Here is a 20,261-nt window from a genome sequence, read left to right as displayed (position 1 = left end):
CAGGTAGAAGGGAAATACCCCTAGTATCCTACCGATTCGGTACTCGGTAATGATACTTAGGGGCTCCTGAGAATTTTATCGGATAGGACTGCAAGACTGCAACGATATCTGCAAGGATCAACTTACTTCACACGCTGATCGGGAATAACAAAGGATACTGTTGTACCTTCACCGGGTTTGCTGTCAATGAACAGCCCCTGACCATACATTTGAATCAATCGACGATTGGTATTAGTAACGCCAATACCTCCTTTACCTTTCATCGTTGGGTTCAGCAGCGACACAACTTTTTCTTGTTCCATGCCTTTTCCGTTATCCTTTACTTCGATAAGGGTGGAATGGTTCTGCCTTATAATTCGAATATGAACAGTACCGCCCTTCACTTGGCTAAGGACGCCGTGCTTAACGGCATTTTCAACAATTGGCTGGATCGAGAGTGGAGGGAGCTGCAAGTTGATCCTCGATTCAACCTCCCATACGATGGATAGCCTGTCTTCAAATCGGGCTTTTTCAATATACAGATAAGCTTCTACGAGCTTTAATTCATAATCAAGATCAACCAGCCTGCCTGTATTTAAAAAATCAAAGCTAATACGTAAATATGATGCGAATGCTTCACCTACATCTCGCATTTTATCCGTATCGATATCACTGAGTGCCATAATGGAGTTCAGCGTATTGAACAGAAAATGAGGATGAATTTGCGCCTGAAGATACGCGGCTTCCATCCGTAATCGCTCATGGATGGACTGTCGTAGCGTCGTCAATGCTCGGATTCGGTATTTCAGTTCCAGAGCGTCTACAGGCTTGGTCACATAGTCGTTGGCACCTGACAAGAACCCTGTGTAAATGTCCGCAGGCTGACTACGTGCAGTCAACAAGAGAATGGGAAGCTCTGAGACTGAATAGAGCTCCCGCACTCTTTGTGTTAGTTCATAGCCTGACATGTTTGGCATCATCACATCGGCGATAAGCAAGTCCCATTGCTGCGTACCTAGCAATTCCATGACTTCTTGCGCGGAATGAGCGGTAGTAATGTGATAAGGCTCTGTGGAAAGAATACCGACAAGCACGCTTAGATTAACGGGATCATCATCTACAGCAAGAATATTCAGTTTAGCGTCATTCAATAGTGGTGGTACAAGTGTATTTGCAGCCATTTCCGCAATTGCATGGTTTGGCAGCATAAACCCGCTTGATTCTATTTCTTTTGGTTCCACTGTTTCATAATGAAGAAGCGTATTTTGTTGCAATGATGACGGATTCGTCACTCCCACAGATATCGGTAAACCAAAACTAAATGCGGAACCTTCGTCAAGCTCAGAACGAATAGTCAATGCGCTGCCATGCAATTCCACCAGCTGCTTGCAAATATTTAATCCAAGCCCGATTCCTCTTCCGTCACTTCTTCCATCTGCACCTTGTTCATAACGTTGAAACACCTTTGCTTGTGTTTCCTTAGTCATGCCGATTCCGGTATCGGAAACATGGATGATGACATGCCCATCTTGAACCTCAGCAGATACAGAGACCGTGCCTTCGTTTGTAAATTTGAGCGCATTATGAATGAGATTGTACAAAATTTGTACGAGTCTTTTCTCGTCGGCCATGACGATTGGAATAGAATCCTCAAGATCCATCTTCAATTGAACAGGCTTGCCTTCAATCATGTAGGTTAGCATACCGATAACACCTGGAACGATCGATTGAATGTGTAAAGGCTCCTGCTGGAGTACGATACGATGTTCCTGAAGCCGTGCGACATCGAGAAGGTCGTTAAGTGTATAGGACATACGTCGACTAATCGTAATCAGCAATTCCATATCTTTAACACTTCGCTCATTCATTTTAGCTTTTTCTTTGGTTACGACAGTTTGAGCGATATTCATAATGCCGTGCAGGGGTGTTCTCAATTCATGCGATGTATTCGCGAGAAATTCGTCCTTTAACTTGTCTGCCTTTTGCAGCTGCTCGGTTAGCTTTTTATTTTCTTCTGTATGACGGAAATATTGTTTAAACCAGTAAGCTGAGAAACTGGTAAGTGCTGCGATTAGATCAATTGGGTAATAAACAACCGTAACGTTGACATTGGAATTTATCATTGACCATATGGCCCCTGACAGCATGCTTGCTGCAGAGAACAATAAAAAGATCGTGTCGTCATCTTGCTTCGGAAAAACTTTGGCTATTAGAAAATAAACAAAACTAGCTAACGGCAACAAATAGAAGGCATAATAAATGCCCCATTCTACTGAGCTATGGACGAGTGGAGCGTTGGCCAACAATATAAATCCAGAGTATGCAATAAGAGCCGTTTTATATATGCGCAGCCACAGGATCTTTCGTGAAAATATAAAGAATGATCGGAACAGAGCTAAAATAAAGAATGAAAGCCACAGGTAAGCAAGCAGCTTAATTTTTAGCGCCCATGTATAATTCATAAATGGTACCCATAACATTAGTAAGTTATCTCGGTCTACAACAATCGTTATTCCAACCGTTAACGTTAACAAACCAAAGTTCAGAAGCAATTGCTCTCGCCTGTTGAATAAATAAAGGATACCTGCATACAAGCTATGCAGCATGACGATGATAAAGGAAACGAGCTGGAATCCGATCGAATACCAACGCACATGGTCAAGGGCTGCCAGCGATCCAAATCGAATGGAGCGTACGATCCCGCCGTTATATGGATTATCATAATTGGCTACGCGAATAAGCAGTTCAATTTCTTCTGCACCTTCATTCATATAAGAGGCTGTGTACGAAGTGCTTTCAGGTACATATTCATCCGGCTGATCGGACGGTTGTCCCACTTTCGCGGCGACTTCACCATTGATCTCCGCCGTAGATGAAGCTTGTATGCCCTGCATCCAAAAAGAAATGGGCTCCTCCAACGGATCAACTAAAATACGCAGCCGATAAGTGCCGTATCCTAACGAAGACGCTGACTCGTTAGCCAGTAGGCTGCTCCAATCTCCTGGTACTTGTATAGAATCGGGCTTCGTTTCAACTAACGATAAGTCCTGATAAGAAATAAAGGTTTCAGGGTAGAACAACCATTCTCCATCCAACGGGATCGTGTCATATTTCTCTAAATCCCAACCACGCATATCCAGTACCCCATTAACAGGACGAGGGTGATCGATAGCAGGGAAAAATAACTCAGACCAAACCCAGCGTAAACCGAGCATAGTGCCTAGAAAAATGATAATAATGACGATGTTTTTGTAGGTGGTTTTATTTTCTATTCGTTTTATCATACAAAGAACTTCGCTATAAATCTGTGTTATTCCTTTAGGAGTGCTCATTTTCAGAATATGCCTGTGCCACCAAGGGATGATTAGGGTGTAGTCGGGCAAGTTATTGGAAATGGACCGTGAAGGAGTGAGCTAAAGTGGCAAGAAGAAGGAATCGACAATACGCAGTACCAGGAGTTCAGCAAGCGGTACAAGCCTTTAAGGTAGAGGTAATGAGAAAAGAAGGCTACGACGTTGATCCGAATCGGCCCGATGACGTGAAATACGAGGTGGCGAAAGAGCTCGGCATACCGCTGCAGCAAGGTGCAAATGGTGAATTAACGACCGAGTCAGCAGGACAAATTGGTGGGAAGATTGGCGGCTCGATGGTGCGTGAATTGATTCGTCTTGCAGAGCAGCAGTTGGCGAAGCAGCGGCAGTCGTAGCAATAGCGATAATGGCTGTTATCATAGTTAGCTTTCATATCAAAAGGGTTACGTTCCGCCTCTAAGCCCGAATGTAACCCTTATATGAGCTAGATTAATTATGCTATTATCATGCCTCTTTGGATGAGGTATGCTCTACAATCGCATGAATGACCTCTTCCCAATCGCCGGCATGCAGCTCATGACCGGTGCCTTTCAATGTCAGTAATGCAGCATTCGGGATTTCATTCGCAAGCGTTAACGCATAATTATAATGGTTCACTTGATCCTCGTCACCGTGGATGACCAGAGTAGGGATATGGATATCACGTAAGCTTCCTTCATAGGAATTACTAGCGAGTAAAGCATGGTTAAACATGCTGAGCAAGTTGTTGGCACGTTTGATTTCTTGAGTAACTTGCTTGTAAGCACGCTCCTTCTCAAAGACATGTTTGGAACCGCAGAGCAACGCCGATCCCCCAACTAAGTAATCTGCAACAGCTTGTTCATCGGACCAATCTAAAGTTGTACTATTAGTATGATAGGCAATAATGTTCTCGTCCATTGGAGGGTATTCTTTGCTGGTATCTTCGGATTCAAAAATAATACAAGATGCAATCGGGGTTATCGTCAAAGCTCTATGAGGATGTCTTACTGCAATGATTTGTGCAATTAATCCCCCCATAGATAGTCCGACGATATGCGCTTGCTTGATACCATAAGCATCGAGTACGCCAATCGCATCATCGGCTAAATCGGTTAAACTATAATTGGAAGTGCCAGGCTCATAGGTAGTGGATCGTCCCACGTCTCGATTATCGTATCGAATGACAAAACGACCTGAATCCGCTAGACGTTGGCAAAATTGTTCGTCCCAGTACACCATTGAACACATCGAACCCATAATGAGCAATACGGCAGGATCAGTTGGATCGCCGAAACTTTCCATACATATGGTTATTCCATTCACTTGCTGCATCTGTTCACTCATAGTTAGCACCTCAATCCACGAGAATGAATTACATAATTTTAGAAGACATGCTTACATATTGATTTGATAGTACGATTAATACAGGTGTTTGTAAACTAGGTTCAAGACAAATCAAAGCACTCTTGAACAGGAACGGTACCAGTCAATATTACATAATGACGGACACGAGGGCTGAATGGCTCAAGTGTCTTTTTTGTATGCGAAAAAGCCTATAAAGCTAGTAATGTAATGCGTTTAAGGGGAGAACTGTGAGCTTTGAGAAAGCAAGAAGTGGAAAAATAGGATTGACAGAAGGGGGATCATCGTTTAATTTGTTGTACAAGGGAAACATTTTTAAATCAATGCATATTATTTAACTAGAACAAACTCTTTTGTTGTTAACCACATTAATATAGAACGTTGCAAAACAGATTATGACGGTACTCGATTTATGGTGTAGAGCGGATGTTAGCGAGAAATTTTCGAGAGGAGAAACAGGTATGGAAAAGGCTATTACAGTAAAAGAACTTCATGTCTCTTACCACGGTAATGAAGCTGTGCGAGATGTATCGTTCTCTATCGAACAGGGCAGCATGGTGGGGATCATCGGTCCGAATGGCGCGGGTAAATCAACGTTAATCAAAGCACTGCTTGGGCTGCTTCCGAAGGACAAAGGATCGGTTCGTTTCTTTGGTAAAGATCCAGAGGATATGAGAAAGAAAATTGCATACGTTCCACAGCGCAGCAATATCGATTGGACGTTTCCGATTACGGTGATGGATACCGTTCTCATCGGGACTTATCCTAGCCTAGGATTATTCAAGTTTCCTAGGAAGAAGGAGAAAGCTTTAGCGCTGGAATGCTTGAGAAAAGTTGGACTCGAAGACTATCGGGATCGTCAGATTGGGGAGTTGTCTGGTGGGCAGCAGCAGCGTGTGTTTCTCGCGCGTGCATTGGTTCAACAGCCAGAATTGTTGCTGCTAGACGAGCCCTTTGTCGGGATTGATGTAGCGAGTGAAGAGACAATTGTAAATATCCTGAAGGAACTGCAGCAGGATGGGAAAACAATTGTTGTCGTCCATCATGACTTGAGTAAAGCGAAAGACTACTTCGATCAACTGCTCTTACTGAACAAGGAGCTAGTCAAATACGGCGATGTTGAGGCGGTCCTTAATCAAGAGGTCATGTCCAAAGCATATGCCAATCAACTTAGATTCCTACAGGAAGCGGAGGTGGCATTATGATGGATTTTTTACAAGCTGTTCAACAGTATGAGTTTCTACAAAAGGCATTGTTTACATCGGTGGTTGTGGGTATCATTTGCGGCGTAATTGGCAGCTTTATTATTTTGCGAGGAATGTCCCTTATGGGAGATGCCATTTCTCACGCGGTACTGCCTGGAGTCGCACTGTCTTACGCGTTCGGCATTAATTTCTTTATCGGTGCGGTTGCTACTGGGGTATTAACAGCTGTGGGCATTGGGTTTGTCAGTCAAAACAGTCGTATTAAAAATGACACGGCGATCGGCATTTTGTTCACGTCTGCTTTTGCACTCGGGATCATTCTTGTCACGATGTTGAAGAGCAGTACGGATTTGTATCACATTTTATTCGGTAATGTGCTTGCTGTACGTCCCTCTGACATGTGGACAACAGTGGGCATCGGAGTTGTCGTTCTTATCACGGTATATGCCTTTTACAAAGAACTGCTACTCACCTCATTCGATCCAACGATTGCAGCGGCATATGGCTTGCCGAACAAGCTCATTCACTACTTACTTATGACATTGCTGACGCTGGTTACGGTCGCTTCCTTGCAAACGGTAGGTATCATTCTCGTTGTGGCGATGCTCATTACGCCTGCGGCAACGGCGTATCTGCTTACAGATCGGCTGTGGGTAATGCTTTGCTTGGCTGGATTGTTCGGAATGATGTCTTCCATTGTCGGCTTGTACTTTAGCTTTACTTACAATTTGGCATCTGGTGCCACGATTGTTATGGTCGCAACGGCATTCTTTATGCTAGCTTTTCTGTTCTCTCGCAAACACGGAATTGTGTGGAAATCAGTACGGGCACGTCAAAAGCGGGCTCAACTTTCATAGTAGAGGAGTTTAGTTATGAAAAAGTGGAATCTAGTACTTGTCCTTCTTCTCACCATGGTTATGCTGGCTGCCTGCGGTAATACAAATGATAAGAAATCAGCGGAAAAGGGGGATAACGGTAAGCTGCAAGTGATCACGACGTATTCTATTTTGTACGATATCGTCAAAAATGTCGGTGGTGATCGTGTAGAGATACATAGTCTTGCGCCTATAGGTTCCAATCCGCATGAATATGATCCATTGCCTGCTGATGTACAGAAGACTACGGATGCAGATGCTGTGTTCTATAACGGACTTAATCTGGAAGCGGGCAACTCTTGGTTTGAGAATTTGCTGCAAACGGCTGGCAAGTCAGGTGAGAATGCTCCCGTGTTCCGTCTTAGTGAAGGGGTAGCGGCGAAGCATTTGACGACCAAAGGCAAAGAGAGCGAAGAAGATCCGCATGCTTGGCTTGATGTCCGTAACGGTATCAAATATGCAGAGAACGCTCGTGATGCTTTGATCAAGGTTGATCCTGAGCACAAGGCGATGTATGAGAAAAACGCTAAAGATTATATCGAGAAGCTTAACAAGCTTCATGAGGATGCGGTGAAGCAGTACAACCAAATTCCAAAAGAACAACGTGTGCTTGTGACGAGCGAAGGTGCATTTAAATACTTTAGTGAAGCGTATGATTTCCAGGCGGGCTACATTTGGGAAATTAACTCCGAGAATCAAGGGACACCGGATCAAGTAAGTGCCATTGTTGACTTGATTAGAGAGAGATCAATCCCGGCTTTGTTCGTAGAGACGAGCATTGACCCTCGCAGTATGGAAATGGTGTCGCGTGAAACGGATGTGCCGATCGTTGGCAAAGTATTTACCGATTCCCTTGGTAAGCCTGGTGAAGATGGTGACACATACATCAAAATGATGGAGTGGAACATTAAGACGATCTATGAGGGCTTAACAAAGAAATAAGCGAAGCAGCTGCCTATGGAGTAGTTAAGCTCTGTATGGGCATTTGAATGAAAAGGAATGAACAAAGTAAAGTCTTTGTTCGTTCCTTTTTAATTCTTATTAGGCTGGTTAGATTAGTTGCAACAGCTACATTGCTAACTCGTGTGGAGTACTAATGGACTACGATGCAGAATGATGATGCAGGGATGGATTATGGTAAACTACATATAAGGTTGACAAATGAATCTTGTTGTAACTATAATGGTTACAACGAAAGGGTGTTATGCAATGCAAATTAGCAGCAGGTTCTCAGTCGGGGTACATATCCTGTCCTTGCTGGCTATTAATCCTAATGAGCACCATACTTCGGAGTGGATCGCTGGCAGTGTTGGTACGAATCCCGTTATTATTCGCAGAGTACTAGGTTATTTGAAGAAGGCAGGACTTGTACATGTTCGAGCTGGCAGCGGCGGATCTACACTGGCACGAGAGTTGGATGAGATTACGCTGTTGGATGTATATCGGGCAGTCGAGGTCGTGGAAGAAGGAAAGCTATTTCACGTTCACGATCAGCCGAATCCATCTTGTCCAGTCGGTGCTAACATTGAAACGGTACTTCAGCTTTTACTGGTAAAAGCGCAGCATGCCATGGAAGGTGTGCTGGAGGCAGTAACGATGAAAGAGCTCGTTGAAGTGTTAAGCAATCAAATTAAGACAAAGAGCGCAGGAGAGTAATCGCGCTTTTTTTAAACACTAGTTGTAACTAATATGGTTACAACTAAATCGAAACAATAGCATCCCTTTCGTATAGGTTTCATTTGATGGTGATTTCATTACTTTTAGTAAATACTACTTAGGAGGCAAAAACATATGAAAATCGCAATTATCGGAGCAAGCGGCAAAGCAGGTACATTTATCGCACAAGAGGCAGTATCCAGAGGACATCATGTAACGGCTATCGTTCGCGATGCGACTAAAATTACAAATCCAGATCTAGCTGTATTGGAGCGAGATGTGTTCCAATTGACTGCGCAGGATTTGAGTGCATTCGATGTGGTCGTAAATGCATTTGGGGCGGCACCTGGGCAAGAGCACCTCCATGTTGAAGCAGGTCGTGTACTCATCTCTGCATTGAAGGGCGTACTCAACACTCGCCTTATCGTTGTAGGTGGAGCGGGCAGTCTTTACGTAGATGAGGCAAAGACATTGCGTTTGATAGATACACCAAATTTCCCAGAAGCGTATAAGGCAACAGCGCTGAACCAAGGGAAGAACCTAGAGGACTTGATGAGTGCTTCTGACCTTCGTTGGACATTTGTAAGTCCATCTGCCTTCTTCAATCCAGACGGTAAGCGTACAGGTGCGTATCAATTAGGCAAGGATCATTTGCTTGTGAACGTGAAGGGTGACAGCTACGTTAGCTATGCTGATTATGCAATTGCCCTCGTAGATGAAATCGAGCAGCCACAGCATGAAAATACACGCTTCACGGTTGTATCTGAAGCAGAATAAACCATAGGCAAGGCCGGTCAAGGCAGCATGGGGCTTCTTGACCGGTCTTTTTGTATGCTTCTGTTATGCACGAGCTAGCGTAGGAATCATAAGCTTGTTGCTTGCAAATACATTTTCTTTGCTCTTGAGCACAAAGAGTGTTGTGTCTTCTTCATGCAAGCGTTCAATCGTGCAGCCTTCCGTCTGATTAGGTGTAAAGCCAAGCACAACCGACGTTGTATTTTTCGCAGCAACTGCACTTAGAATATCTGCCATACTCCCGCCAGTTTCTCCTGAGAAAATATCATAGCAAATCAACTGCTCACCATCATGCTCGGCGATAACGATGGCATTATGCGATTCCACATAATAGATGTAATCTTGGAAGAACTCTGTACAGCAGAACATAAGCAGCTCTGTATTGTTTTCCATAGGCAGTGCCGAGAATGGATTGGAATACTTGTACATATCGAGCAGCAATTGAATATCTTGCTCTGACGTCATATTCAGCTTTCTTGCAGCTACAGTTGATTGCTGAATGTTCATCGTACATTGATATTCATCAGCTCGTTCGAATCCGAACTTTGGATAAAAATGAACAACGCTGTCGTTAGCCAGGAGGAAAATGGCATCGCAGTTATCCGTCCATTCGTCCAGCACGTTGTTCATTAGCCAACCGCTTAACCCTTTTTGACGATAGGCATCGGCGGTCATCACGGTTCCAACCCCGATATATCGGTATTTCTGACCTTGCCATGTCGTATCGATCACGTTAACCGAAACGTTGGAGACAATCCTGTTATCAGCTAAGAGGGCATATGTGATGTATCGGTCGCCCCAATAGCCCTTCTGATACCACGGCTCAAAATCCAGCTCGAAGGTTTCTTTAGCAAGTTGGAAGAAGCTTGATCGAAGCTGTTCATCTGCTTTGACGTTTGTAACGTATTCATATTCAGCACCGCTAACGATAACGCTCATAGGATACCTCGCTCTTATATTTATCTCTTCCACATAAATAGTACCAAGTTACAAACTACATGGAAATCTATTATGTCATACTAGTACCCGTACAATTCGGGTTGCTGATCTTCTCTTCTCTTATTAGCGTAATTGTATAATAAAATTTCTGATTAAATGTCACATTGTGGTATAGCTCATTCGTTGTACAGAGTGAAAGGGGATGAGAGCGTGGATGATGCTGAGCTGCGTCAGGTAATTGCTGATGTGCAAAGTGGTGATATCGAAAACTTCGAGACGATTATGCACCATTATCAAAAATCGATTTTTCACTATTGTTATCACATGCTAGGTAACTACTCGGAAGCCGAAGATATGGCACAAGAAGTGTTCTTGAAGGCATACCGCAATTTGGATAAATACAAAGAGGAGATTCCATTTGGTGCTTGGATTTACAAGATTGCTTACCATCAATGCATAGATGCGATACGCAAGCGGAGGCTCGTGAAATATTTGCCCTTCTTTTACCGAGATGAGAAGGAAAATAAAGCGGTGGATCAGCAGATTGAGGCGCATTATTTGGATGAGTATGTACATAAGGCCATGATGAAGTTATCAGTGGAAGAGCGGAACTTGTTAATTTTGCGCTGTGTTCAGGATAAGAGTTATCAGGAGATTAGTTTTATTTTGAACCAAAATAGCACAAGTCTTCGAAAAAAATACGAACGTACGGCTGAGAAATTTCGTAAGCACTATGGCCAAGTGAAGGGAGTGGAAGAAGTTGATGTTGAACAACCATCCAGATTTGAAAAAACTTTTTCATGATCCACACATTCCTGATATCGATTTAACGGAAAAAGTAATGAAGCGAATCTATGCGGAGCATGAGCAGCAACCAAAGGTAGGGTTTATGGTGAGGAGAAAAATAAGTTTATTGATTGCAGTGGGATTGCTAGTGACAGCATCCACGGCAGTTGCGATGGTTGAATACAATTCTCTTAAAAATAAGCAGGGTGAAGTCATCTACAAGACCGGGCCCTTGAAGGAATCAAATTTTAAAGTTCCTAGCAAAGAGGAGAGCATGCGTAGGGGGACAAGTGAGAGGCTGAAGCAGGAGCTATTGCCTAAAGGTTCAGCGGCCTACTTCTATATTGTGCCTCATAATCCGAATAAAGAGCTGGACCTGAAGTTTACGCCGTTTGTTTTTACCGATGTGGCGGATCTTCGAGCGAATATGAAGGATAAATCGGTTCAGGTTGTTGAGAGCCTAAATGAGAAGTTAAATTTTCGAATTGCGGAAGTGTTCTATGAGCCGGAAGTGTTGTCGAATCCTCCAACTCCGAAAGAAAAGGCAGCGATTGCAGATAAGCTGCTTAAGCAAGCAAAAGAAGCAAAAAAAGACTATGCCATGCTGCCATTAAAGTTCTCTGATCGACTCATACATATGAGTGCAAAATACTCGCATAGAGACAAGGTAATTGAGGTATCGATTAGGAAAGACGTTAAAAAGGATGATTCTATCCCCGCAACGTATTGGGATGAAGACATTAAAGTGAAACAGGAAGTATTAACGGTAGATGGAGTAGAACTTCTCTACATTAAGTTTGAGCAGGGTGGGTCTTCTCTTACGTGGGTTGATGAGACATCTGATCCTGTATATCAATATGTGTATGAGATTCATACAACTTCAGGCAAGACAACGAAAGAAGAATTAGTGGAAATGGCGAAGTTGTATATGAAATAGTTGAAGCTAAGAGGAGAATATTTTGCTCTAACAAGTGTACGAGTAGATAGGGCCAGATAGCAGGATAGACATCGAGGGGAGTTTACAACTTGGGTAGAAGAAAATGGTGGAGTTGGGTTGTTGTTTGCATGGTTATCGTTCTGTTAAGCGGCTGTATAAAGGAAAAGCCGCTATTGGACGAGCTGTCTGAGGACGGAAGCGGTACACTGCGAGTAATGTACTATGACGAGGAGAGTTTCCAACGGCAGTATGGAAATTATTTTTCTGTTAAATATCCGAATATGGATATTGAAGTGGTAAGCACGAAATCTTTCATCGATGGTGATGGTGGCAATGGGGGCACAATATTAACTCCTAGTGAGATCGACCAGAAGCTGATGTCATTTATTGAGAAGGAACGTCCGGATATTATTTATACCAATATGGACGATCTATCTAAATTGGTTAAGCAGGGGAAGCTGTACCATATGGACCCTATCATTCAACAAGAAGGTTACAGCTTGGATGATATGCTCCCGGGTCTTATCGCTAAGCTGCGTGAAAAGGGTGATGGTGGTCTGTATGGATTGGCACCCAGCTTCTACACCAATGTGATGTTCTACAACGTCGATCTCTTTAAGCAGCATAATATCCAGCTGCCTACAAACAAGATGAGCTGGAAGCAAGTGTTGGAGATTGGGGAGAAATTTAACCAGGTAGGCTCAGGGAATGAGAGGTTGTATGGATTATCAGGAGGACAACGTGATAGTTATGAGATCCTATCTATCATGATGCAAACGTCCAATCTGCAATGGTTCGATGCACGTGGAGAGAAGATTATTATTGATACGCCAGCATGGCGGGAGCTATTTTCAACTGTGGCAAAAGCGATTGATCGTGAATTAATCTGGGTACCGAGCACGAAAGAGAATGGGCGTCTTGATTATTCAACTCCAGAAGATCCATTTTATAATGGCAAGGCTGCAATGACGATGGATATCACCTATATGATCGACCAAATGGATAATATGTGGACTTGGCCAGACAGGAAGTTAAAGCCGTTCGCATGGAATATCGTTACGATGCCGATTGATCCTAATTATCCAAACGAGTCTCCTTATGTATCCACTTATGATGTGTTTGCTATTAATCAAGATTCACCACATAAACGTGAGGCGTGGGAACTTATCAAGTTCATTCATAGTCCAGACATGGCAAAGGTTACATCCAAAATGTTAGCGGGAGATATACCTACTCGTGTGACGTACTTGAAAGATAAAGACGGAGTACATATTGAAGCATTGGCGCAGCTAGGCCCTAGGGCAAATAACGCACAGGATCGATTCGAAGAGATTGTACGAGAACAGCGTGTGTCGGAAGACTTCAAGGTAAATTTGAAGTTACGTATGAAGATGGCCTTAGATGCGATTATTGCTGGCGAGCCTGTGGATGATATACTGCCAGCTTTGCAGCAAGAGCTGCAAGCGCTGTGGGATCAGGCTAGAAAGAAAGGGAATAAGGGATAGTACTAGGTTTGTAAAAGGTCCAATTAGCTTCGTCTTACAGCTAATACGGGCCTTTTTGTGTACAACAATGCGGGTCACATTATACAAATCGGACTGTAAAAGCATAATATTGCGTTTATATTTCGCTTAATAATGTACATTAAATAATTATTTATGATGATTATATATTGATTAATGGTACAATATATTATACATTATATGTACAATATACAGAAAAGAGTGATCTTCGATGCGTGTAGCGGTTAGCGGTACGGGCCGAATTGGTCGATTGTTTCTTAGAAAAGCACTTGCAATGGTTTCAGGGTCTTTAGAAGTAGCAGTTATCAACTCGACAACTCCACCAGCGACTCTTTCGCATTTGCTGCAGTACGATTCGGTACATGGTAAATGGGCAGCAGAAGTTCATGCAGACGATAAAGGTTTGATCGTAAACGGACGGCACATCCCGGTCATTTCGGAGCGTAATCCAGAGAAGCTTCCTTGGGCTAACTACGGCATTGAGCTCGTCGTTGATGCGACAGGTAAGTTCAACGACCGTGCTGGCGCTGAGAAACATATGGTTGCAGGCGCGAAGCGGGTACTTGTTACTGCCCCAGGCAAAGGTGCTGACGCAACGATTGTGATGGGCGTTAATGAGGAGAGCTATGATCCGGATCGGCATACTTTTGTGTCCACAGCTTCTTGTACGACCAATTGTCTTGCACCTGTTCTTTCTGTATTAGATACGGACTATGGCGTTAAACAAGGCTGGATGACGACGGTACACGCTTATACAAGCGACCAGAATCATTTAGATAATCCACATAAAGATTTAAGAAGAGCTAGAAGTTGTGCCAGTTCTATCATTCCTACTTCTACAGGAGTAGGGAAGGCATTAAAGGAAGTATTGCCGCATCTCGCTCACGCTATTGATGGTGTATCGCTGCGTGTGCCTACACCAAATGTTTCGCTGATCGATCTGACGGTTCAGCTCGGTCGAGAGGCGACGGCTGATGAGGTGAGGGAGAGCTTCCGGATCAAATCGCAAGGAAAAATGGGGGACGTACTTGGCTATACCGAGCTGCCCTTGGTGTCATCTGACTACATAGGCGACGATAAATCCGCTATTGTCGATGGCTTAAGTGTGATGAGTCGGGGGGATCAAGTGAAGCTGATGGCTTGGTATGACAATGAGTGGGCCTATGCCTCACGTGTGTACGACTTTATTTGTTACGCTCATGCTGTTGAGAAGTCAGCCACTCCTGTCGGATAGCAGGACGGGACCATTGGCATCAGTTTCTCGTACAAATATATAAATGGATGTATTTAACAATGAATCATTGAAGTATGGCTCGATTTATGAAATCATGTAGATTATGTAGATACTAGCTATGAAAAATAGAGAGTGGAGGAGGAGCTTATATCGAACTAACAGCGAGACAAAATGAGTTGTTGACCTTAATCCAGCGCAATGCGCCGATTACAGGGGAAATGCTGGCCGAAATGCTAGGTGTATCGCGACCGACTTTGCGGTCCGACTTAGCTATATTGGCGATGCTGGGTTTGGTTGAAGCGAAGCCTAAAGTCGGCTACTTCCCTGGCAAGAAGCTGCAGCGGGAAATGCCGCAATTCGCACAAGTACTCGATCTGCGGGTTAAAGATGTGATGAGCTTGCCGCAAGTTGTGCGCAACTCGGCAACCGTTTCAGATGCTGCGGTCATGATTTTTATGCAGGATGTAGGCAGTCTTGCCGTGCTTGATGGGGAAGATTTGCTTACAGGCGTCGTATCTCGTAAAGATCTGTTGAAGGTACTCCTTGCAGGTGGAACGACGGCATCTCAGCTGCCTATCGTGACAGCGATGACAAGGCAAGCGAGCATTATCACGCTAGATCCTGAGGCTAGCTTGTTGGAAGCTTCGCGGACGTTGAATCGCCACCATATCGACGGCGTTCCTGTTGTGAAGTCTGTTAAAGACAGCAAAGGCGAGCTTCGTTCGGAAGTGGTAGGCAGATTAACGAGGAAGCATTTGACGATGATCTTTGCGGATCTGCTAGAGTCAATGGCGGGGGCAGAATGATATGACGACTATGGGGGTTCGCATATGACAATGCAACGAAAGCAAGTCGTCTACATCTGCTCAGATGCAACGGGGGAAACGGCTGAAGCGGTGACGAAGGCGACAGCAAGGCAGTTTGGTGATGGAAAAGTAAACATTGTTCGGTACGGTCAGATTAAGCATGAAGATGATATACGGCGTATTGCCGACGAAGCGGCTGAAGCGGGTGGATTTATTGCCTATACATTAGTACAGCCTGAATTAAGAGAAACGATGAAAATGGAAGGGGTTCGTGCAGGAGTGCGAACCGTCGATATATTGGGCCCGATGATGCAGGCCTTTGTCGATACGTTTCATGATTCACCGCATAGACAGCCTGGGCTTATGTATCAGATTGACGATGAATATTATCGTCGTATTGAAGCAATTGAATTTGCTATCCGCTGTGATGATGGCAAGTATGTCAAAGGCTACGAGGAAGCAGATGTCGTACTTCTGGGTGTTTCTCGTACATCTAAGACACCGCTGAGTATGGTTCTTGCCCATAAAGGGCTGCGCGTTGCCAATTTTCCTATCGCACCTGAGGCAAAGCCCCCGGAGGAATTGTTCCGGATTCCATCCGAGCGGATCGTTGGTCTCATGATGGACGCGAGCATATTGCAGCGAGTACGCAGTGAGCATCTGAAGTGGTTAGGCTTACCAGAAGGTGCGCAATATGCGCAGTTGAACCGAATCCAAGAAGAACTAGATTATGCTCAGCAGTTAATGAACAAGCTGGAATGTCGGGTCATTGATGTAACAGGCAAAGCGATTGAAGAAACCGCAGGCATGATTATGAATCGTGACTAAAATGGGGGCGTCGATATGGAGCGCGAATTATCTTTGGAGATTGTGCGAGTAACGGAGTTGGCAGCATTGGCTTCCGCTCCATGGACAGGTCGAGGCAACAAGAACGCTGCCGATGATGCAGCGACACAAGCGATGCGAGCCATGTTTGATTCGGTCTCGATCCAAGGAACCGTCGTCATTGGTGAAGGGGAAATGGATGAAGCACCAATGCTCTATATTGGTGAGCGAGTCGGAAGCATGGATGGCCCGGAAGTGGATGTGGCTGTTGATCCTCTGGAAGGAACCGAGATTGTTGCTAAAGGGCTAAACAATGCGTTATCTGTTATCGCCATAGCAAACAAAGGCTGCTTGCTGCATGCGCCAGATATTTATATGGAGAAGCTGGCTGTCGGTCCTGCACTCGTAGACAAAGTAAAATTAGACGATCCTATCGATGTTACACTTCAAAAAGCGTCAAAGCACTTGAATAAGCCTATTTCAGAATTAACCGTCATGATTCTTGATCGTGAGCGACATGCAGAGATGATTCAGACACTGCGCCGCATGGGTGCTCGTATCAAGCTGTTGAGCGATGGCGATGTAGCGGGTGCAATGGCTCCAGCCTTCCCTGAGACAGGCATCGATATGTACGTAGGATCAGGCGGTGCACCGGAAGGTGTGCTTGCAGCTGCTGCGCTCAAGTGTCTCGGCGGCCAGATTCAGGGTCGCCTGATGCCTGCCAATGCTGCGGATTATGAGCGCTGCAAGTTTATGGGCATGGATGATCCACGGAAGGTGCTGACGATGGATGACATGGTTGGCACCGAGGATGTTATCTTTGCGGCAACGGGCATTACACCTGGGGAGTTTCTAGAGGGAGTCCGCTATTTGCCGGGCAATCGAGTAGAGACTCATTCCATGGTTATGCGTGCCGCTACGCGAACGATCCGCCATATTAAATCGCTGCATTATATTCCGAATAAACCTTTGCTGGATGTTGTCCAGAAAGCTCAATGTTCATAGGCAGACAACTTCAAAGCAAACAACTATAGAAGTAGAGAAGCGTTAATTACTACAAGAAGCGGATTCGAGTAACTATGAGAAGAGCAAATTACAATTCAAAGAGGCTTACCTTTCAGTTATTCATGGCTGTTGGGTTAGTCTCTTTGTTCTATTCTTACTTTTAAAGGCTTGCATACCCCATCATTGCATGGTCCTTCAATAACGCTGCATGCCGATATAGAAACGATAGCATCCACTTCAGCCCTTAGTGTAACGGTATCTCCGGGTTTTGACAGTGGTGGGTCTATTATGATTTTCTTTTCTGGGGTTATACTGGTGTTCATAAATAAGTTGAGTGGTTGTAACGTTGTAAAAGGGGGTATCCCAAACTTACTCAGACTTTGATTGATGTTATCAAAACAATTGCTGTGCCCGTGACCGTTATTGAAAAAATGGTTGTACATTTGCTTTCTACAGCATGGTATTAGCAAGTCATGTATGCCTACATCATCATGTATCATCGTGAACATCGGACGGTACAAGTTAGTATACAGGGTGTCGTCTTTTGTAATTAGCAAGGACTCTTTGCAGTCGATGGTTACAGCTGCTGAGAAGTACTCTTGATGATTCATTGTACTAACCGCAAAGAAATCAGCCACTTGTTTTCCCTCGATATCGATAATGGAAATAAGATCTCCTGCCTTTAGAGTGAAGGCTCTTCCCGTTTGCTTTTCAATAATATATTCCTTCAAGGGTGTCCATCCTTTCCGCTTAAAGATTTACTTTATAATTCAATTGCAGCTCATCACCGGGCAATCCCCTTATTCCCCAACTGCTTTTTGGTGTTTCAAAAATCGTTATTTCAATATCGTTTATTCCTATACCTAATGTACTGATCCTATCAAATAGCAGACGTATGAGCTCTTTCTTGACTTCAACCGAACGTCCTTCAAACATACTAATTTCTATGATCGTATATTTTTCTGTTCGATCGGAGGGATATATAAAATCTTCGGGCTTCATACGGAAAAAGCGATGGAATCGTTTATCAGGGGGCAGTTGTAGTGAATCAACAATACAAGAATGGATGATGTCAGACAGTTGGGCTTGAATAGATGTTAAGAAATCATGTGATCCGTACACTTTTACTTGTGCCATAATCATTCTCCTTATTCATTTATGGTGGTAGATTATATGCGCTGCTCGTTTTTAGTTACTTCATTTTACAAGTAGTGGAAGTGGAGATGCAAATAAGGGTTAGATTGAACACATGCTGCATTTAACAACGGTGGGGTGTGTTCCTGTATAGAAATCGTACATAATAAGAAGGAGTAGTATCAAGTACTAGTATTAAGGAGGTATATCTATGTTAGCTGTTCTGCAACAAGTTGAAGGCGGACATATAGCCCGTTTCGAGCGTCATCTACAGCACTCTGTTGAGGAAGTATGGTCTATGTTGACGGAGAATGATAAATTAGAGCAATGGTTCTCTGAGTTACGGGTAGATGAGCTTCGAGTAGGAGGAGTTATCAAGTTTGATATGCAGGACGGAACGTTCGAGGAGCTTGACATCCTTGAGCTTCAAACGTATTCTGTGTTGGCATATACATGGGGGGAAGACCGAGTCCGTTTCGAGCTGCATCCTACGCCTGATGGATGTGAACTGTTTTTAATAGAAACCATTCATAAGATTACAGACCACACGCCAAAGGACCTTGCAGGCTGGCATGTATGTTTGGACGTTATTCACGCGCTGCTAGATGGAAGAACCATTGAATCACGTGCAGATGAGTGGAAAACATGGTATGAGCAGTATATAAAATTAATTGATGAATATACACAAGTGTGAGACATAACCCTGAAATTTAGAAATTACGAATGTATACAAATTAGGAGTCTACCTACCAAAGATGCGGGTAAGGCTCCTTTCCTTTTTATATCGTCTTAGCGTGGTCTTTATTATAATTAATTTGTTCCCTATATAAGAAGAATATGGTATATTGGTTAGCCTGATTATTTCAGTTAACGTTAAAATAATAGGAGAAAGGATAACCATGAGTGACAATATGAGACAACTAGAGATTTTACGAGACGCCATTCCATTCCTTCGTAACAGTAGTAGGCTTGAACAGATTCATAAAGGGTACTCAAGTGATAAGAAATACATCGTCTATGATAGCAATGAACACCCTCAGTACATACTCAGAACCTATAGCATAGATATGCACAGCGACAAGCAAATCAAATTTAAACATCTCCAGCTGATGGAACAGCGGGCTGTACGATGTGCTAGACCAATCGAGATTGGTACAATTCCAGAACAAGAGCTAGGTTATACAATTCTTTCATTTGTTGCGGGCAATGAGGCTTTTGAACAATTGCCGCAGTTAACGGAAATAGAACAGTTTGATGTTGGTGTTGAAGCAGGTATAGAACTGCTGAAAATGAACCAAGTTTCTGCACCTGATCATAAGGAACCTTGGTATGAACTCATGTCTAGAAAGCATCAAAGGTATCGAACGCAATATGCGGAATGTGGGGTCGTCATCCCTAATGATGCGGTGCTATTATCATTTATCGATAGCAATCTTCACTTAATGAAAGATCGACCGAATAAGTACCAGCATGATGACTTTCATCCTCGTAATTTGGTCATAAAGGACGGTAAATTTTCCGGTGTCATTGATTTCGATCGAGATGACTGGGGAGATCCGATTCATGAGTTTGTGAAAATTGGGTTGTTTAGTACGGAAGTTAGTATTCCTTTTTCAACTGGACAAATTCGGGGATACCATCATGGTGAAGAGCCTAATGAAGAGTTTTGGCGGTTGTACTCTCTGTATCTCGCGATGACCTTAATTTCATCCGTTGTATGGGTGTTGAAAGTAAACACGGACGAGCTTGATGATATTATGAGAAGAATTCAAAGGTGTATGGATGACCATAGCAACTTCGAGCTTATGGTTCCGAAGTGGTACAGTCAGGTTTAAATAGAGGATTACTTTTACTAGCAGCCAAACCGT

At 43.7% G+C, this 20,261-nt stretch carries 20 protein-coding genes; 15 read left to right on the top strand and 5 right to left on the bottom strand.

The window, feature by feature from the left end; translation table 11 throughout:
- Window positions 1-122: 122 nt before the first annotated feature.
- Window positions 123-3,263 (bottom strand): hybrid sensor histidine kinase/response regulator, encoded by a 3,141-nt coding sequence (locus FPZ44_RS18425; protein ID WP_144992498.1) that lies wholly within the window; start codon window positions 3,261-3,263, stop codon window positions 123-125.
- A 134-nt stretch (window positions 3,264-3,397) separates the two neighbouring features.
- Between FPZ44_RS18425 and FPZ44_RS18420 the strand changes: the two genes are divergently transcribed.
- Window positions 3,398-3,685: an alpha/beta-type small acid-soluble spore protein gene (locus FPZ44_RS18420; protein ID WP_144992496.1), complete on the top strand. Its 288-nt coding sequence runs from the start codon at window positions 3,398-3,400 to the stop codon at window positions 3,683-3,685.
- Between the two features lie 109 nt (window positions 3,686-3,794).
- Here the strand turns inward: FPZ44_RS18420 and mle are convergent, their stop codons facing one another.
- Window positions 3,795-4,655 carry an alpha/beta fold macrolide esterase gene (gene mle / locus FPZ44_RS18415; protein ID WP_144992494.1) on the bottom strand — a complete coding sequence of 287 codons (861 nt, stop codon included), beginning with the start codon at window positions 4,653-4,655 and terminating at the stop codon, window positions 3,795-3,797.
- Between the two features lie 479 nt (window positions 4,656-5,134).
- On the opposite strand from mle, the gene FPZ44_RS18410 reads away from it, so the two are divergent.
- The 5 genes from FPZ44_RS18410 (at window position 5,135) to FPZ44_RS18390 (ending at window position 9,186) form a co-directional block, all read left to right on the top strand.
- A complete protein-coding gene (locus FPZ44_RS18410) occupies window positions 5,135-5,878 on the top strand; it encodes a metal ABC transporter ATP-binding protein (protein ID WP_144992492.1) in 744 nt (247 codons plus the stop codon).
- Entirely contained in the window at window positions 5,878-6,735 is an 858-nt protein-coding gene (locus FPZ44_RS18405; RefSeq protein ID WP_144992775.1) for a metal ABC transporter permease, read from the top strand. Before FPZ44_RS18410 ends, FPZ44_RS18405 begins: the two co-directional genes overlap by 1 nt.
- A 15-nt stretch (window positions 6,736-6,750) precedes the next feature.
- Window positions 6,751-7,695, top strand: a complete 945-nt coding sequence (locus tag FPZ44_RS18400) for a metal ABC transporter substrate-binding protein (RefSeq protein ID WP_144992490.1) — start codon at window positions 6,751-6,753, stop codon at window positions 7,693-7,695.
- Between the two features lie 267 nt (window positions 7,696-7,962).
- On the top strand, window positions 7,963-8,409 hold the full coding sequence (locus FPZ44_RS18395; RefSeq protein WP_144992488.1) for an Rrf2 family transcriptional regulator: 447 nt from the start codon (window positions 7,963-7,965) through the stop codon (window positions 8,407-8,409).
- A gap of 135 nt (window positions 8,410-8,544) precedes the next feature.
- The gene (locus FPZ44_RS18390; RefSeq protein WP_144992486.1) at window positions 8,545-9,186 is read left to right on the top strand and encodes an NAD(P)-dependent oxidoreductase; all 642 of its coding nucleotides are present in this window, start codon (window positions 8,545-8,547) and stop codon (window positions 9,184-9,186) included.
- Window positions 9,187-9,249: 63 nt separating this feature from the next.
- Here the strand turns inward: FPZ44_RS18390 and FPZ44_RS18385 are convergent, their stop codons facing one another.
- Window positions 9,250-10,143, bottom strand: coding sequence for a GNAT family N-acetyltransferase (locus FPZ44_RS18385; protein WP_144992484.1), 894 nt, complete (start codon window positions 10,141-10,143; stop codon window positions 9,250-9,252).
- A 210-nt stretch (window positions 10,144-10,353) separates the two neighbouring features.
- Between FPZ44_RS18385 and FPZ44_RS18380 the strand changes: the two genes are divergently transcribed.
- The 7 genes from FPZ44_RS18380 (at window position 10,354) to glpX (ending at window position 17,259) form a co-directional block, all read left to right on the top strand.
- Entirely contained in the window at window positions 10,354-10,947 is a 594-nt protein-coding gene (locus tag FPZ44_RS18380; RefSeq protein WP_144992482.1) for an RNA polymerase sigma factor, read from the top strand.
- Window positions 10,904-11,866 carry a hypothetical protein gene (locus FPZ44_RS18375; protein ID WP_186786134.1) on the top strand — a complete coding sequence of 321 codons (963 nt, stop codon included), beginning with the start codon at window positions 10,904-10,906 and terminating at the stop codon, window positions 11,864-11,866. The genes FPZ44_RS18380 and FPZ44_RS18375 overlap by 44 nt, the downstream gene beginning before the upstream one ends.
- An 89-nt stretch (window positions 11,867-11,955) precedes the next feature.
- Window positions 11,956-13,371, top strand: coding sequence for an ABC transporter substrate-binding protein (locus FPZ44_RS18370; protein ID WP_144992478.1), 1,416 nt, complete (start codon window positions 11,956-11,958; stop codon window positions 13,369-13,371).
- A gap of 229 nt (window positions 13,372-13,600) precedes the next feature.
- Window positions 13,601-14,623 carry a type I glyceraldehyde-3-phosphate dehydrogenase gene (gap, locus tag FPZ44_RS18365; RefSeq protein ID WP_144992476.1) on the top strand — a complete coding sequence of 341 codons (1,023 nt, stop codon included), beginning with the start codon at window positions 13,601-13,603 and terminating at the stop codon, window positions 14,621-14,623.
- Window positions 14,624-14,748: 125 nt separating this feature from the next.
- The gene (locus tag FPZ44_RS18360) at window positions 14,749-15,429 is read left to right on the top strand and encodes a CBS domain-containing protein (protein WP_261378429.1); all 681 of its coding nucleotides are present in this window, start codon (window positions 14,749-14,751) and stop codon (window positions 15,427-15,429) included.
- Window positions 15,430-15,453: 24 nt separating this feature from the next.
- Window positions 15,454-16,257 (top strand): pyruvate, water dikinase regulatory protein, encoded by an 804-nt coding sequence (locus tag FPZ44_RS18355; protein WP_144992474.1) that lies wholly within the window; start codon window positions 15,454-15,456, stop codon window positions 16,255-16,257.
- 15 nt (window positions 16,258-16,272) lie between these two features.
- Window positions 16,273-17,259: a class II fructose-bisphosphatase gene (gene glpX / locus FPZ44_RS18350; protein WP_144992472.1), complete on the top strand. Its 987-nt coding sequence runs from the start codon at window positions 16,273-16,275 to the stop codon at window positions 17,257-17,259.
- A gap of 134 nt (window positions 17,260-17,393) precedes the next feature.
- Here the strand turns inward: glpX and FPZ44_RS18345 are convergent, their stop codons facing one another.
- Together FPZ44_RS18345 and FPZ44_RS18340 are read right to left on the bottom strand one after the other, a co-directional pair.
- On the bottom strand, window positions 17,394-17,990 hold the full coding sequence (locus FPZ44_RS18345; RefSeq protein ID WP_144992470.1) for a DUF1989 domain-containing protein: 597 nt from the start codon (window positions 17,988-17,990) through the stop codon (window positions 17,394-17,396).
- A 19-nt stretch (window positions 17,991-18,009) separates the two neighbouring features.
- On the bottom strand, window positions 18,010-18,396 hold the full coding sequence (locus tag FPZ44_RS18340) for a tautomerase family protein (protein WP_144992468.1): 387 nt from the start codon (window positions 18,394-18,396) through the stop codon (window positions 18,010-18,012).
- Between the two features lie 208 nt (window positions 18,397-18,604).
- On the opposite strand from FPZ44_RS18340, the gene FPZ44_RS18335 reads away from it, so the two are divergent.
- A complete protein-coding gene (locus tag FPZ44_RS18335) occupies window positions 18,605-19,087 on the top strand; it encodes an SRPBCC family protein (protein ID WP_144992466.1) in 483 nt (160 codons plus the stop codon).
- 205 nt (window positions 19,088-19,292) lie between these two features.
- Window positions 19,293-20,228, top strand: a complete 936-nt coding sequence (locus FPZ44_RS18330) for an aminoglycoside phosphotransferase family protein (protein WP_144992464.1) — start codon at window positions 19,293-19,295, stop codon at window positions 20,226-20,228.
- The last annotated feature ends 33 nt before the right edge of the window (window positions 20,229-20,261 follow it).

The organism is Paenibacillus agilis, assembly GCF_007786455.1.
In the GTDB taxonomy this organism is placed as follows: Bacteria; Bacillota; Bacilli; order Paenibacillales; family Paenibacillaceae; genus Paenibacillus_B; species Paenibacillus_B agilis.
The sequence above is the reverse complement of the archived record's forward strand: the minus strand, read 5'-3'. Positions and strand labels throughout refer to the sequence as shown.

Excerpts from the sequence above, each read along its gene's own strand:
- FPZ44_RS18425 (WP_144992498.1), bottom strand. The coding sequence starts at position 3,263 with ATGATAAAACGAATAGAAAATAAAACCACCTACAAAAACATCGTCATT.
- mle (WP_144992494.1), bottom strand. The coding sequence starts at position 4,655 with ATGAGTGAACAGATGCAGCAAGTGAATGGAATAACCATATGTATGGAA.
- FPZ44_RS18410 (WP_144992492.1), top strand. The coding sequence starts at position 5,135 with ATGGAAAAGGCTATTACAGTAAAAGAACTTCATGTCTCTTACCACGGT.
- FPZ44_RS18405 (WP_144992775.1), top strand. The coding sequence starts at position 5,878 with ATGGATTTTTTACAAGCTGTTCAACAGTATGAGTTTCTACAAAAGGCA.
- FPZ44_RS18400 (WP_144992490.1), top strand. The coding sequence starts at position 6,751 with ATGAAAAAGTGGAATCTAGTACTTGTCCTTCTTCTCACCATGGTTATG.
- FPZ44_RS18395 (WP_144992488.1), top strand. The coding sequence starts at position 7,963 with ATGCAAATTAGCAGCAGGTTCTCAGTCGGGGTACATATCCTGTCCTTG.
- FPZ44_RS18390 (WP_144992486.1), top strand. The coding sequence starts at position 8,545 with ATGAAAATCGCAATTATCGGAGCAAGCGGCAAAGCAGGTACATTTATC.
- FPZ44_RS18385 (WP_144992484.1), bottom strand. The coding sequence starts at position 10,143 with ATGAGCGTTATCGTTAGCGGTGCTGAATATGAATACGTTACAAACGTC.
- gap (WP_144992476.1), top strand. The coding sequence starts at position 13,601 with ATGCGTGTAGCGGTTAGCGGTACGGGCCGAATTGGTCGATTGTTTCTT.
- FPZ44_RS18355 (WP_144992474.1), top strand. The coding sequence starts at position 15,454 with ATGACAATGCAACGAAAGCAAGTCGTCTACATCTGCTCAGATGCAACG.
- glpX (WP_144992472.1), top strand. The coding sequence starts at position 16,273 with ATGGAGCGCGAATTATCTTTGGAGATTGTGCGAGTAACGGAGTTGGCA.
- FPZ44_RS18340 (WP_144992468.1), bottom strand. The coding sequence starts at position 18,396 with ATGGCACAAGTAAAAGTGTACGGATCACATGATTTCTTAACATCTATT.
- FPZ44_RS18335 (WP_144992466.1), top strand. The coding sequence starts at position 18,605 with ATGTTAGCTGTTCTGCAACAAGTTGAAGGCGGACATATAGCCCGTTTC.
- FPZ44_RS18330 (WP_144992464.1), top strand. The coding sequence starts at position 19,293 with ATGAGTGACAATATGAGACAACTAGAGATTTTACGAGACGCCATTCCA.